At 35.1% G+C, this 15,998-nt stretch carries 11 protein-coding genes; 2 read left to right on the top strand and 9 right to left on the bottom strand.

Annotated elements, in window-relative coordinates; translation table 11 throughout:
- Positions 1 to 169: 169 nt before the first annotated feature.
- Positions 170 to 889 carry an alpha/beta fold hydrolase gene (locus EC501_RS16320; RefSeq protein ID WP_122973410.1) on the bottom strand — a complete coding sequence of 240 codons (720 nt, stop codon included), beginning with the start codon at positions 887 to 889 and terminating at the stop codon, positions 170 to 172.
- 314 nt (positions 890 to 1,203) lie between these two features.
- Here EC501_RS16320 and sstT point away from each other — a divergent pair, with 314 nt between their 5' ends.
- Positions 1,204 to 2,424, top strand: coding sequence for a serine/threonine transporter SstT (gene sstT, locus EC501_RS16325; protein WP_122973411.1), 1,221 nt, complete (start codon positions 1,204 to 1,206; stop codon positions 2,422 to 2,424).
- Positions 2,425 to 2,489: 65 nt separating this feature from the next.
- On the opposite strand, the gene EC501_RS16330 is transcribed toward sstT, so the two are convergent.
- The 8 genes from EC501_RS16330 to EC501_RS16365 form a co-directional block, all read right to left on the bottom strand.
- Positions 2,490 to 3,005 carry a YehS family protein gene (locus EC501_RS16330; protein WP_122973412.1) on the bottom strand — a complete coding sequence of 172 codons (516 nt, stop codon included), beginning with the start codon at positions 3,003 to 3,005 and terminating at the stop codon, positions 2,490 to 2,492.
- 225 nt (positions 3,006 to 3,230) lie between these two features.
- The gene (locus EC501_RS16335; protein WP_122973413.1) at positions 3,231 to 4,646 is read right to left on the bottom strand and encodes an alanine/glycine:cation symporter family protein; all 1,416 of its coding nucleotides are present in this window, start codon (positions 4,644 to 4,646) and stop codon (positions 3,231 to 3,233) included.
- 502 nt (positions 4,647 to 5,148) lie between these two features.
- Entirely contained in the window at positions 5,149 to 8,313 is a 3,165-nt protein-coding gene (locus tag EC501_RS16340) for a hypothetical protein (RefSeq protein WP_122973414.1), read from the bottom strand.
- Positions 8,310 to 9,737 carry a glycosyltransferase family 2 protein gene (locus EC501_RS16345; RefSeq protein ID WP_122973415.1) on the bottom strand — a complete coding sequence of 476 codons (1,428 nt, stop codon included), beginning with the start codon at positions 9,735 to 9,737 and terminating at the stop codon, positions 8,310 to 8,312. Before EC501_RS16345 ends, EC501_RS16340 begins: the two co-directional genes overlap by 4 nt.
- Entirely contained in the window at positions 9,725 to 10,774 is a 1,050-nt protein-coding gene (locus EC501_RS16350) for a HEAT repeat domain-containing protein (RefSeq protein WP_122973416.1), read from the bottom strand. Before EC501_RS16350 ends, EC501_RS16345 begins: the two co-directional genes overlap by 13 nt.
- Entirely contained in the window at positions 10,771 to 11,601 is an 831-nt protein-coding gene (locus tag EC501_RS16355; protein ID WP_122973417.1) for a response regulator, read from the bottom strand. The genes EC501_RS16350 and EC501_RS16355 overlap by 4 nt, the downstream gene beginning before the upstream one ends.
- A 133-nt stretch (positions 11,602 to 11,734) precedes the next feature.
- The gene (locus EC501_RS16360; protein WP_122973418.1) at positions 11,735 to 14,758 is read right to left on the bottom strand and encodes a hybrid sensor histidine kinase/response regulator; all 3,024 of its coding nucleotides are present in this window, start codon (positions 14,756 to 14,758) and stop codon (positions 11,735 to 11,737) included.
- Between the two features lie 265 nt (positions 14,759 to 15,023).
- Positions 15,024 to 15,590, bottom strand: a complete 567-nt coding sequence (locus EC501_RS16365) for a GGDEF domain-containing protein (RefSeq protein WP_122973419.1) — start codon at positions 15,588 to 15,590, stop codon at positions 15,024 to 15,026.
- Positions 15,591 to 15,705: 115 nt separating this feature from the next.
- Here EC501_RS16365 and EC501_RS16370 point away from each other — a divergent pair, with 115 nt between their 5' ends.
- Entirely contained in the window at positions 15,706 to 15,918 is a 213-nt protein-coding gene (locus EC501_RS16370; RefSeq protein ID WP_122973420.1) for a response regulator, read from the top strand.
- Positions 15,919 to 15,998 lie beyond the last annotated feature (80 nt).

Raw genomic sequence — 15,998 nt, forward strand, 5'->3', positions numbered from 1 at the left:
TGAATTTGGTTTGACGGCCATTTTCATTATATCGAGAGGAGTTTTTAATTCCATCTCCATTACCACTCTAAAAGTATATTTTCACACGTGCAGAGCACGTGGTTTTAAAAGAATTAATAAAGCAATCTCTTCCCTTTCACGGAAGAGATTGCTTATTTATTTACATAAATTATTTAACAGCCTCGGTAAAGCTTTTCGGGTCTTCTAACATACCGAGATGACCGGTTTTCGTTATGACTTTTTCCACGTTTTCATTCTTTGTTTGAATTGGTTGTACAATGCCATCTTCTGATCCTTCAATGACTAATATCGGCATTGTTGTATTGTCAACAAAGTTTTGTTGATTAGGTCGGGACTTCATCGCTTCAAGGGCGACAATTAAACCTTCTTCAGATGCACGGTAACCAATTTGCCGAGCAAATTGAATTTGCTCTTCTTTTGCATTATTACTAAAAAATGCCCCAATTAATTGATCAACAAAAGGTTCTACCCCTATTAAAGGAATTTGTTGCTGTTGTTTCGTTCGTTTTTCCTTTTGTTCCTCATTATCAGCACCATGGTATGAGTAGGCTAAAATAGCCCGTTTTATCGGAGCAACTTTTCCTTCAAGGGCTGCTAATACAATGTAACCGCCTAAAGAATGACCGAGCCAAGTTGCTTCCGTTACTCCTTCATGTTGTAGCACTTCTGTAACTGCTTGTGCATAATCATATACCGTATAACGGTCTTTTTCGAGTTTACTCGAACCATGTCCCGGTAAATCTACAGCAATGACATCATAATGGGAAGAAAGATCTTCGATTACATCTTGAAATATCTCCTTTGCACCTAAAAAACCGTGGACCAATACTAAAACTTCACCTGTACCTTTTCTTATATATTGTAACATTTCAATGCCCCTTCCATATCGTTACTTCTTTTTACCTTTTCCCAAAATTCCTATTGGTAAAACAACTCCTTTAAAACAATTAATAATCTACCGGAATACTATATTATTAAAAATAATCTAAAAACCTTTCCTTCACTTAGAAGTTTATATAACTAGATTTCTTGGATTCTATTTTTCTAATTATATAATTATGAAATAATTACTTATTCCTTTATGGACATAACCATGATAAACTAATTTTTAAATAAAGTGTTCATTAGAGAAGTACATTTGTCCATTCTACTAACAATATTACTAACAACTTGGAGGAAAACATGAAAAACATGATACATATGTGGAATCAAATTAGCCTTGTTGTACGAATCATTATCGGTATTATTATCGGAGTAATTTTAGCATTAACAATTCCTGAAGCTGCAAGTTGGATTTCTATTTTGGGTTCCCTATTTGTTGGGGCGTTAAAAGCCGTTGCACCAATTTTAGTTCTTATTTTAGTCATGCATGCTATTTCTAGCCATAAAAGCGGCAAAAAAACGAATATGAAATCCATTTTAGGTCTTTATGCAATTGGTACGCTTTCTGCTGGGGCCGTTGGTGTTATCGCAAGCTTCCTGTTTCCCGTTACTTTGAAGCTTACAACTGGTGCTGAAGAAATATCACCTCCAGAAGGTGTATTAGAAGTTATTCGAACTTTACTTTTTAATCTTATAAGTAACCCTATTGACGCGATTGTAAATGCGAATTATCTTGGAATTTTAACGTGGGCAATTGTCCTTGGCTTTGCATTAAAGAATGCAGCCGATTCTACAAAAACAATGATAGGGAATTTTTCCGATGCTATTACGAAAATAGTTAAGTGGGTTATTGATCTAGCACCCTTTGGAATTATGGGTCTAGTCTTTGATGCCATTTCTAAAAACGGTCTTTCAGCTTTGAAAGAATATGGACAACTACTTATATTGTTATTGGGCTGTATGTTCTTTGTAGCGCTCATAGTCAACCCTATCATTACATTTGTCTTTACCCGTAAAAATCCATATCCACTCGTATTAAAAACTTTAAAAGAAAGTGCGATTACAGCATTCTTTACTCGAAGTTCCGCAGCGAACATTCCAGTTAATTTAACTTTATGTAAAAAATTGGGGTTGGATGAAGATACGTATTCCGTCTCAATCCCGTTAGGCGCAACTATAAATATGGCAGGCGCCTCTGTTACAATCTCAGTATTAACATTAGCAGCTGCCAATACACTAGGAATTGAAGTGGATATATGGACAGCCACTATACTAATGTTTTTATCTGCCGTTTCAGCAGCTGGTGCATCGGGTGTTGCTGGTGGATCCCTATTATTAATTCCACTTGCTTGTAGTTTATTAGGAATTTCAAACGATATTGCGATGCAGGTGGTTGCGGTAGGTTTCATTATTAGTGTTTTACAAGACTCTTGTGAAACAGCCCTTAACTCATCTTCTGACGTGTTATTTACTGCCACTGCCGATATAGCAAAAAAACGAAAAAAAGGTCCAATTGCTTAAGTATATAAAGTATCTTTTTTAAAGAAACGCATGACTGCTAATATTGCAGTTATGCGTTTTAAATTTTATCCGCGATATTTGAAAGTTAATCCTTTTAAGAAGTTTCGTGTGAAATTGTCTCCACACTCTTTATAGTTTCGATGATCAGCTTTTCTTAAAATAGCACCAAGTTCACCTTTCGATACATTCAAGCCTGCTTCATAAAAAATCTCAATCATATCCTCAGTCGTTAAACTTAAGGCTACTTTTACTTTCTTTAATAATAAGTTATTAGGTGTATCTTTTTTACTGGAAACTTGTACTACCGGCTTTTCTTGTCCTGGCTTTACTTCTTGTTTCCCTCGTTTAAACGTTACGAAGCCATTTAAAAATGCTTCTAACATTTCGTACGTACAAGGTGTAAATTCATCCGTCGGCGTTAAATCAATTTCTCCATCTTCCGTTTGTTTTGGCTTTGTTAATATTTTTAATAGTTCTTCTTTCGTAACATCAAAACCACCTAATTTGAACATTTCCACCATATCGGTATTTTTAATATCTAATGCATAACGTAATCGTATTAATAAATCGTTGTTTGTCATAAACCAATCTCCTTTTTCATTATCCCATTCGTTAAAGGGATCATACAAAAATATTTTCCCCGATAACAAATGAAACATTACCTATTATCAATTTCTTAATGAATGTATACTTGATTAGTTTCTCAATAATTGTTATAAATTATCATTTTACACGAAAAATGTACAGTATTTATATAAGAAAACCTGACAATCTTTATAGGATCATCAGGTTTCCAATAAATATATTTAACGATTTTCTTCTTCGTCTCCCCAACATTCAACGTCCCCAATGTTCGGTACATTTTTTTTGTAAAAGACTGGATCTTTACCTTTTTTCCGTTGTGCTAAATAGTCGTTAATGACCGGTTTAGCCACTTTCCACAATAATAGAATGGCAATTAAGTTGATTACCGCCATAACAGCCATAAACAGATCTGCTAAATCCCAAACGACCTGTACTTTAGCTATAGATCCAAACATAACAAATCCTACTACTAAAACTCGGAATACTTGTAGTACTAATTTTGATTCTTTAATGAAGCCGATATTTGTTTCACCATAATAGTAGTTCCCAATAACCGTACTATATGCAAATAGTAAAACAGCTATCGCTAAAAAGATTCCTGCCCAATCTCCTAAATTACTCACTAATGAAATTTGTGTTAAATTTACAGACTCAGCATCTGATCTTAAATATGCATCACTAAGTAATACGATCGCAGCGGTTGAAGTACAAACGATTATTGTATCAATAAATACACCTAATGTTTGAATTAACCCTTGTTTTACAGGGTGAGAAACAGCTGCAGTTGCGGCGGCATTTGGTGCAGAACCTATACCTGCTTCATTGGAGAACAAACCACGTTTAACCCCTTGCAATACAGCCGCCCCTATAACTCCAGCAAAGGCCTCTTCAAATCCAAAGGCTGATTTAAAAATAAGCAAAAATACGTTCGGTATTTCAGTAATATTTAAAATGACAACAAGTAAAGCAATGCCGATATACGCAACCGCCATAACTGGTACAATTATTTGAGTTACACTTACTATACGCTTTAACCCACCGAATACAATTACAGCCGTTAAAATAGATAGTATGATACCTACTACAACACGATTCAAACCAAAACTCTCTTCAAAAGCAATCGTAATCGTATTCGCTTGTACTGCATTAAACACAAAACCATAAGTTAGTGTAATAACGATGGCAAAAAGAACACCCATCCACCGTTTTTTCAAACCCTTTTCCATATAGTAGGCAGGGCCACCACGATACATACTGCCGTCTTTTACTTTATAAACTTGGGCTAACGTACTTTCAATTAAAGCAGATGCCCCACCAATTAAAGCGATCATCCACATCCAAAATACAGCTCCAGGACCACCAAGAGCAACCGCCGTCGCTACCCCGGCTATGTTCCCCGTCCCAATACGAGAAGCTGCAGAGATAGTAAACGCTTGGAAAGAAGAAACACCTCTTTTACCTGACTTATCCTTTGGGGATTTTTCTGTAAGTAATTTAAACATATCCGGAATTAAACGGAACTGAATAAACTTTGTTTTAAACGTGAAAAATAATCCTGCTCCTACTAATAAAATAATTAATAACCTAGAATATAAAAAATTGTTTACATCGCCTAATAGACTACCAAACCAATCCATACATTTCCCTCCTTCATTCGTTACTACCAATTAAAAATTCTTAAAAAAGAATTTTATAGTTGTTCAATTCATTTTTACAAAGGTGTCAAACAGAATTCACCTAAAATTAAAATGCTTTAAAATATTTCTTTCAATCTATCTAAAAGTGAGCAATCTCTCTTTAAAAAAAGGGATAAAAGGCGAAAAATTGCTTTTTCAAAACAACTTTTGGAGTTTTACTAAGAGATAAATTTACACACAACATTAAAAATTATAACAGGATAGAAATAAATAAGTAAAGAGTAGCATTTTTATTCATTTCCGATATAAATTATTACACTTAGAGAAACAAGGATTTCTAACGGGTTTAATGGCACTTTACAAAAGATAAAAAATGTACTCTAAAGTCAAAAAACATTATATATTGAATATTTTTTAATTTTTAAAAAAACTAAAAATTAATAAAAAAAGAATTAGTCCCCCCATTTAAAAGAGACTAATCCTTTACTTTTGGTTAAGTATTTTATTCTACTTTTCCGAATGCATCTTTCATAATATAATACGATTTTTTCAATCGTTCACTATATCGAGGTTCGTTCCAAGTATCCCAAGTATAAGGTAAAAGAGATAATTCATTTCCGGACATTTCTGGTATACTGCCCGTTACTTTTCCATCTTTTTCAAATACGACACCAAGGGAAATATTTTCGACTTTAACTGTTGCTTGCCCTCCATCCTTCTGTAAGTCCCCGATAAACTCTCTTTGACTCGGGTCTTTGGATTGAAGCAGTAGCCATGGAATACGTATTTCTAACTTATCTCCATTCCACATATAGTCTGCTAAAGAATCATAATCTCTTGATTCAGGATTGCCATTTCCTTCTCGAAGTTTCCCCGTTTCATAGGAACTTACCGGAATAATGTCTCCAGTCTTCGGAATTTCCAGACCTCTATTTAGCATATATTCGATTGGTTGGAATGTACCACTATTTTTTACTGGTATCGAAGGAGCCGGATCTAATAAATTCAATCCTTGCTTTCCATACATATAAGTATATAAATCGTAATAAGGGTCAATTTTCATACGAGATTCCTGTTGATTTCGACTAACGGTTGCCATGAAATCAACACCGTTCTGAATCGATAGACTTGGCCATTGTTCCACCTTCGTATTCCCTTGATTTCCTACGACATCAAATAAAATATGTGGAGTGTTATCTTTTAAATTTTGACCTTCTAATTTTATATACAAATAGCGTTCATCATAATCAACGGTAAAAGTTGTCTCTCCATCATAAAGGGCTTTTGTATCCCAATCACTTACATCACCGTCAACCTTAATTTTTAATCGATCGAAGCTAAGTAAACCATAATTTTGCTCACTCGTTTGTACATTTGACCAATATGGACGACGGTCCGGATTATCATAATCAACAGTATTCCATGTACGCTTAAACCATTCATCCTGCCAAGTAAATAATAATCCACCCATTAAATTTTCAGCCATAATATCTTCAAACAAACTTTTTAATATTTTGCCCTGTTGTTGTTCATTTAAAAATCCTTGATTCCACCCGTATGGATTTTCATGGGTTAAGCCACGGGAAGAAGGAACACCAAATTCAGCAATTAAAACCGGTAGACGATGGGCAGCATGAAGATCTGCTAAATAACCGGCATAACTGTTTTTATTGCCTCTATGATCCACAAAATTTAATAATCTTTCATCATAATTTAAAAAGTCAGGATAATATGGGTATACATGATATGAAGCAAATTGACCTGTTTGTTCCGCTTCCCCTTTTGTATAAATAACATTTGGATTAACACTTACCATATCCTCTTCTTCACTTGGCTCATATGGATGTTCAAGTAGATCGGTTGTTATCCAATTGGTGAAGCTCATTGGTCTAATCCAATTATACGTTTCAAATTCATAATTTAATATATAATCCATTTGTTCGGCTATCCAATGCTCAAAGGGGGATGCTTCTTCAGTATAGAAAAATTTGCCATCATATTCCCCAATATCCACATGCTGATCATTTGTTCCTTGAACCATTTTAGGGTACCACTCAATCCCTATCAACCAGCCGGCGATGTACTCTGATACGTCTGCTTGGTAAACACCGGATGCATGCCCTGGTCTTTTCTCAAGAACAGCATTACCATGAACAACGTCTACTATCGTTTTCATTTCATGTTGGAAGTCTGCTAAATTTTCCTCCTCATAGGCATCTAATGATTTTTTCAAACCATTTTCTTCTTCCTCTTCATTAATCCAAGCGCCGTGTAAAACATATAATTTTTTATCACTAGCTTCATTAAATCGTTTTAACGCATTGTAAAAGCCTGGCGGATGAATCGTATAAACACGAATCATATTCGCATTCATATCGGCAATCGATTCAAACCAACGATAATATTCCTCTTCTTTAATCGCGGCTTCTCCAGGGCTTGCACCTGGTTTCCCCATTCCTAAGTTAACCCCTTTAATAGTAACGGGTTGCCACTTGCCATCGACTTTTACTTCTAAACTATTTTCATTAATTCTGGATGTATATTGAAGATTGTCCTTTTTCGATACAGCGGATTCCATTTCTTCAAAACGATTCAGTATCTCTTCCATCACCGGAACATAAACAGACCAGTAAAATGCAGATTCATCGTTTTGTTTTAAAAGTTTATAAATAGATGCTAATCCTCTCATTTGATAGAAAGGTGGTAAACCTTTTACGTCGTTGTAATCACCAGCAAAATAGTAGCTTTTCGATTGATCATAGGAACGTTCTACTATAGCCGCAAACTCCTCTGGAATACCAAGCTCCTTTAGCTTTTTCTTCCCTTCATCAGTTAAAGACCAGTCGTAGTTTGCTAATGAAACAGCTCCGTTTTTCGGTGTAACAATATCAAACCAATATTGGTACTCTGGACTTTCTGAAAGGTCAAACTGTTCCTTTCCTTGTTCAGTAAACGTTAACCGAATTCCTTCTTCTGACACGTGTTTATCTAACTCAAGTACTTCTACTTGGTTCGTTATGTCATTTACTAATAAAAAGCCAGCACCTTTATATGGCCAGTTTTCACTATATTCCTCTTTCACCCATTGGGGCATTTCCATCCCCGAAAGACTTAAATCAGAGAAGTATCTGCCTGTCCATCCGTCCCATTCTAAACCTAAATAATAGGTAACGGCTCCTCTTACTTCAGCATTTGTAGGTGAAGCAAAAGTATTATATTCTGCGATCAATACACTTTTTTCATCGGAAGTTAAACGTTGGGCAATGGTCTCCCATTCTTCCATCTCAAGTCCTCCGTAAACTTTATCTGATTTTGATCCATGAATTTCTTTTGTATCGTTAAAATCCTCATCATAAACCCCGTATGTATCGGCTAAATAAATAACATCGTAATCATGATAATCATCAGGTAAAGCACGAGCAGATTCCTCTTTTTCCGGAGAATATCCGTAATAGTCCTCCGATTCCGCATAACTAGAATTTTCTTTCTTAAACTTTTCATAATTTAGTAGCCACGTTATGCCTTCATGTTCCCTGTAATCGGTTTTGGCAACGGTTTTATCGATGATCGCGACAGAGAGCTCATTTCCCTTATCTAAAAACCAGATTGCAACCGGTGCAATAAGTAGAACTAAAAAAACAGCTATGCCAATATATACTCTTTTCATTGCTGTCTAGACTCCTTTTCTGAAATACCAACTCGCTCCATACTTCCCCAGTCGTGTCTTCGAATCATAAAACGAATAATTCCTTCACATCTCCAAAATAATGTTAATGGACGATACCAAACAAGTTCAGTTAAAGCTACAGAGGATATGTGCATTAACTCTCGAAGTGTTGGATACCGATTCATACTCCACGCTTCTAAGATGAGAGTCATCATAGATAAGATGGATCCATACAATATAAATAATAGAATCGATAAGATGGCGAATTCTGAATATGTATTACCCATCAATAAAGCAACGATGACATATATATAACCACCTAACTCAATCACCGGTCCAAAACATTCAATTACCCAAAAATAAGGGAAAGAAACGAACCCGAGGGAACCATATTTCGGATTGAAAGTCATGGACTTATGCTTCCATAAACTTTCAATCAACCCTTGATGCCATCTTCTACGTTGATTTCTCAACATACCAACTGTTTGAGGAACTTCTGTCCAACAAACTGGCTCCGCAACAAATTCTATTCGTTTATCTGCCTTCCCTTCGCGAATGAGACGATGTAACTTAACGATAATCTCCATATCTTCACCGATCGTATCGACCGAATATCCGCCTACTTTTATTGCCCATTCCTTTGAAAAAACACTAAATGCCCCGGAAATAATTAACATCATATTGAAACGGCTAAATGCAATACGTCCCATTAAAAATGCCCTTAAATACTCTACAATTTGCATGACAACAAGTGGCCTGTTCGAAATTATCGTTTTCCTAATGGCACCCATTGATATATCAGTACCATTGGCAACTCGAATGTTTCCTCCTGCAGCAATTACTTTGCCGCCTGATTGTAAAATTGGCTTCATTACTCTTTGTAAGGCTGTTGGCTCAAGTATTGAATCACCATCTACTGAACAGAAATAGGGGAATCTTGATACATTCATTCCGGCATTTAACGCATCCGCTTTACCACCATTTTCTTTATCTATCAGCCATAAAGATGGATGTATCGTTGATTGATAAATATTTATAATCCTTTTCGTAGAAATATGGGGACGGTATACTTTTTCAACCGGCTTCATTTGGAAATAATCGATTACTATTTCCTTTGTTCTATCTGTTGAACCATCGTTAATAACGATAATCTCTTTATCCGGATAACGAAGGGATAATAAGGAATGTATGCTATTAATAATTCCTATTTCTTCATTAAATGCCGGTACAAGAATAGAAACCGGCTTTGTTTGAAAGGAATCTAAATACTCTTCATCGATCACCATTTTTTTCATTAAATATTGTTTTCTTAAATGACGTATTGCTAAAAAAAGCATGATTACATAAATTCCAATGGCAATTACACTGTAGACAATTATAAATTTACCAAAGAACAACATAATCCCATCGATTATCCAATCCATGACCAATCACCTTCTTTTCTTAGAACTTCTTGAGCGGCTTCAATGGCATAATTATCAGTAGCTGTCATTATGTATGTTTCAAGGGAAGCTCTTCCTTCATTATGTCGGGCAATCGTTTGAGCTGCCTGTACCCTTACTCGCCACTCCATGTCCTCCAATAAACGGAAAAGGATAGGTTTGCTTTTGCTAAATTTCACATATCGAGCCAATTTGGCTGCCATTAACCTTTCTTCCCAAGTCTCTGATTCAGATAGCTCTACACAAAATGCTTCTTCCTCAATGCCCAAATCATAAATTGCCTTTGCTACACGGATACGTATTTCTTTATCATCATCATGAACTAGCTCTAAAAGATATGGAATAGCCTCAAATGTATGCTTGTTCGATACCGTGTCAATTAGGGCATATTTTAAATGGGATTCGAATTCATTAAAATGAGCAAAAAAAGAAGTTAAAACGGAAAAAGAAAGGTGATTAAACAATATTCGGCAATCAAATTCTGTTAGAATCGATTGATACTGAAAGAGTAGCTGTTTAAAAGTCGATTCATCATATTTGGAGTAAATAGAGAGGAGTAAAATACACTCTTCCTTCTCCTTTTCCTCCTTCTGAACCCATTTACACTCCTTTAGCACCTCTATATTTCCGTAATCCTCTATTCGTGATAAAGCGTTTAAACGGTTACTTCTCCGAGAACTGTTCAATAATTTTTTATAGTAATCATGTAAATATTGAGTGGCAATATAATGTAACTTCTCAGCTGTATGAGTTGCAGTCAAACTAGTAACATATACATTTGCCAATTCCTCATACCCTATGATTTCCTCTCGTTGCTTTGGTATAAAAGATTCAATAAGTTCACCATCATTAATGAAGTAGTCATACCAAGCTGATTCTGTTTTGTTTTTATAGTGATCTATAGTCGTTCTACGATGCTCTTCTTGGCTTTTTTTCCAAAGAAGATGCAAGCTTAATAGAATGAAACTAATGATGCAAACAACGATTAACCAAAAAACAGTGATTATTGCGTCGTTCATCTCCATAACCCCTTACAAGTTCGTTTTATTTGCGCTTCAAATAAACGAATATTAATTGGTTTTATGAAAAATCCATCTACACCTTTCTCATAGGAACGAATCATTTCTTCTTCTGATTGATTACTCGTCATCATAAAGACGATGAATTTTTGTTGATTTGGCATTTGTCGAAGCGTATGTAAAATATCGAGTCCGTTCCGCCTTGGCAAAATATCATTTAAAATAACGATGTGCATATGGGCTGATTTAATCCAATCCGATTCTAAAAAGGCTTGACCATCCTCAAAAACTTGAAGATCCAGTTTCATTCCATCAAGATGTATAGATTTAATTGTCGTAGCAAGAACTTTTCTGAACATCGAATTTTCTTCAAGAATACTTACTTTAATTTGTTCTATTTTTCTCTCTTCAAAATCACGTACTCGATGTACACCAGGCAGTTGAACAGCTTCCAACCCCTTTTCCACTATTTCGTTAAATTCCGCTGATTCATTTCGAATTTCAATCATACAGGCCGTGAAAGGTTCACTAATATTTGGTTTACGGGACTCTAATCGATTAAGTAGGGCGGAAGCTTCATTGGCACCACTTTGAGTTAACAAAAGTCCCCAAGTATTTTGCTGATCTACTTGAAATAGGACATCCGTTAAACGAATTTCATTTGCAAGAAAATCACGAATCGCTTCATAGGTACGCGCATCAAGTTTTTCATGAATTTTTAATAAAAGAATTGTAAATGGTTGACGTGAACGGTGAATAGACGCTTTAACCATCTCAAAAAATGGACGTACTTCTCTTTCATTAAATACAGATGTAACTGTTGTCATTGTATTTACATTCCTTTTCTACATATTTTTCAATGTTAACTTTTAGTTACTTTTATTGAATAATTTACCAATATATTATGGAGGGTCATAGGAGAGCTCACAATAGAGCACCCCTCCCCTCAAGTGAAAAAATTTATTTTGTTACTTCTTCTAAACTTTTATAAGGGACTGCTACGTTAAATGTTACAGTCGTACCACATCCTGGAACACTTTCAATAATCAATCCTTTACCACTTAAATGGATAAGACGTTTATTTGTATTCGTTAAACCAAGACCTTTATTTGAATTCGATAACTTTTTCTCCAACACATGGGAATGAACACCTTTCCCATCATCTACTATTTTAACTTCCACATTGTCATCTTTTTTCACAATGGAAATACTTACTGTTAATACTGGTTGATGTTCTGACATGCCATGACGGACTGCATTTTCAACTAACGTTTGAATGGAAAGGGGCGGAACTTTTGCATGTAGGCATTCACTATCTACATTCCAATGAACAGATAAACGGCTACCAAAGCGTTGCTGTTCAATAAATAGATAAGATTTCACCAGTTCTAATTCATTTTCAATGAAAATAGCATCCTGTAAATTACCTGCATCAAAACTTTTTTGCAAATAGTTTCCAAACTCATATAACAGCGTACTCATTTTATCAGGATCAATCTCACTTAAAGCAATAATGGCATTTAGTGTATTAAACAAGAAATGGGGCTGTATTTGAGCTTGGAGCAGAGCCGCTTCCGTCTGTGTCTGTTTATATAAGGATGTTTTCAGCTGAATTAGAGATGATACTCTAGCAAGTAGTTCTGCCTGTTCAACCGGCTTCTTCACATAATCATTTGCCCCCGCTTGGAAACCAGCTTGTATGTCTTCTACACGACTTCTAGCAGTTAAAAGTAATACGGGCAATTCTAACATAGAAAAAACTTTCCTTATTCTTGAAGTCAATTCGTATCCAGACATTTTTGGCATCATGACATCCGATACTACAATACTCCATTTTTCGCTATATAGCTGTTGTAACGCTTCTTCTGCACCAAGGCATGCCTTGACGGAATAACCTTCCTTCTCTAATATGCTACTGACAACCTTTAAGTTGACTGGGTCATCATCTACTAGTAACACATGAACATCACTTTCCAGAGCATCTTGGTGCTCTTGAACTATATCAGGTATTCCTTCATTAAAGATAATTTGACGCTCACCTTGTTCATGACTAATTGGTAAGGAGAACGAAAAGGAAGAACCTACTCCAGGAGAAGATGTAACAAATATTTCTCCTCCATGTAACTCGACTAACTGGGCACAAATGCTTAAACCAAGCCCAAGTCCTCCCCTTGAAGAAGTAATGCTTGAATCCGCCTGTTCATACGGTTGGAAGATCCGTTTTTGCAATTCCTCATCCATTCCAATTCCTGTATCTTTTATCGTAATAATCGCCTTACCATCTTTCTCTTCTGCTGATACGGCAATTAAGCCATCTTCCGTAAACTTTAATGCATTTTGAACAAGATTAAAGACAATTTGAATCGTTCTGTTTTCATCCGCCTTTACAGTTGGGAAAGAAGATGGAATATCATTAATCAATTCAACAGGTCTTCCTTCTTTTGGCAAGTTAAAAACATATTCGACAATCCCGTGCAAATGGACAGGCTGTAGAGTTAAATGAACTTTCCCTTCCCTAAGGGTAGAAAGATCCGTTAGGTCATTTAACGTATGAGACATGTTTCGTGCAACGGATTCCATCATTCTTACCCGTTCTTTTGTATCTTCTGGCAACGGTTCCCGTAATAATGATTGAGCGATGTTCATCATCGCATGTAACGGATTTCGAAGTTCATGAGACGTATTCACTAAGAAATCGTCTTTTCGTTTATCATCCCGTTGGAGTTTTTCATTGAGTTCTTTTCTTTCCTCGGATGTGTGATAAAAAGTTTTAAACCAGTACAATGCAAAGCACACGACAGCAATTAGTAAGTCAAATGGATAAAAAGGAATACCTATTTCTAATACTCGACCTTTAATAGAACCCCAAAACGTACTAGATGAAATGGCAATCGCTGTAAATACTAAATAAATAGAATATGGTGTCTTAATAGAGATTTTTTTATTGAAAATTAATGGAATTAAAACGGCCGGTGTAAGCATTAATATCGAATAAATAGGCGATAAAATGTAATTAAACTCATTATAGTCTAAGCAAACTATAGCGATTATGTAAAAAATAGAAACTGCACTAAATAATTTAAATGTTCGATTAAACTGATCCTTCACAAGAGTTTTTAAATAAAATACACTTAATATGTAAGCCGAAGCATAAAATAAAAGAGTAAGTTTTATTCTTTCTTCAAAACCAATTTCTGGCCAAATTACACGAATGAGTTGATCATCATCGAATATGATAGAAACGGCCATGCTGAACACTGCACCAGCAAATAAAAGTAGCTTTTTTTGTTTAAAAACAAATAAATAAAGAACTAAAATATAAATTCCGTGGAAAAACAGAACCGCAAAGCCAATCAATTGTAACCCCATACTAAAATGCTCATGGGCTTCAACTGCATTAACTCCACCAAAATAAATGGTACGTCCAATTCCTCCCCGTTTTATATGATCAAAATTAGAGACTTGTATTACGATATCAATTTTACCCGCAGCTGGTTGAGCGTTAACTGAAAATGGCATTTCATTAGGCTCAGAGGTAGCTTTATTCGCACCTACTTTTCCGAGTTCACCCACTTCTTCACCATTTATATAAACTCGAGATGCAGTACTAATTCCCATAAACCGAAGCCGATACATATTTGAATCATTAGGATTAGTAATGATTCGCAAATGATATGTTCCATGTCCAAACGAACTTTCCTGTTCATTTTGGTCGACACTTCTCCAATCCGATGGTACACGGATTGGTGTAGCATCTCCTTCATCTGAAAGTTGATTTGGATTTACAAACTTATCTGGATAAAAAGCCCATTCTCCGTTTACTGGCATTACTTCACTCATTAAATCGGCTGATCTTATATCTAAAACACCATCCTCAGCCTTTGGTCGATCCGGATCGTTATAATAAAACAACCAAGCTAATCGAAAACTTGTTAAAAGTATGATAAAACTAAGGATTATCAGCCATTTTTTCTTACTTTTCATTCGTTTATTTACTCCAATACAATAAGTTACTTCCCATTTAAAAGAAAAACTGTCAATCGATAGATTCTATTCAACAATTTCGATTCATGATAAATATCTATCATTCATATCGATATTTTGCTAGAAAAAACTTTATTTTCGTTACTCATCTCAACATATTGTAACAGTAAAGATAACCGTTTCCAATATGCCGGTCATTACGTTGGCCGACTAAAGTCCTTACAAAACTCTTACAAAATTACTATATTGAATAGTTTCCATTCTTTTATTTGCCATCGTAAAGACTATACATTTTTTCTATTGTGGATTTTGACTTCGCTCTATACATTGCACGATCTGCATACTCAATTAATTCATTGGCATTTTGACTATGTTCCGGAAACAAGCTTATTCCTATACTTGCGCCTAAATGTAATTGATTATTTTCAACAGAAAAAGGGGTGTCAAATACTTCTATTAATTGTTTGATCTTTTCATCTAAATAATCTGCTTGTTCAATAATAAGAACAAATTCATCTCCACTAAAATGAAAAGCATGTATCCCATTGTTCGATAATGTCAAAAGACGTGCTGCAACATCTTTTAAAATGGCATCCCCTACAAAATGTCCGAATATATCATTAATTTTTTTAAACTTATTTAAATCAACAAATACGACTGCAAGATTTGTTTTACTTTCTTGGGCCATTTGCATATAAGCTTCAATCGACATATAAAGCATTTGTCTATTTGGCAACTCTGTTAGTTCATGATGTAAGGCTAAATATTTCCATCTATCTGCTTCTACTTCATCACCAATCAATTCAATAGGATGTAAATAGACCCTATCCATATCGTTCCCCCTACTTTTATTACAATATCTTCATATTCTAGCTGTTACATCTTACAAAATTCTTTCTTTTCTCTTAAAATAAGAAATATATAGAAAAAATCGGGGTGAGAACAAGATGATTCGCGCTATTATAGCAGATGATGAGCCGCTTTCAATTGAACTTATGAAAAAACGGCTAGCAGATATTGGGGTTGAAATAATCGGCGCTTATACAGATGCTTATACTTTAATTTCAGATTTAAAAAACATATCTTTTAATACGGCTTTTTTAGATATTCAAATGCCGGGTGTATTTGATAAGCTAAAACTGAGCCACCATCGCAGTTGAAAAGTGAGCCACTTTTATATGAAAATAATCCTAACTTCATAGAGTTAGGAGCGTATAGAGGTGATTTCTTTGGAGAAGAA

The organism is Lysinibacillus halotolerans, assembly GCF_003711845.1.
Classification (GTDB): Bacteria; Bacillota; Bacilli; order Bacillales_A; family Planococcaceae; genus Ureibacillus; species Ureibacillus halotolerans.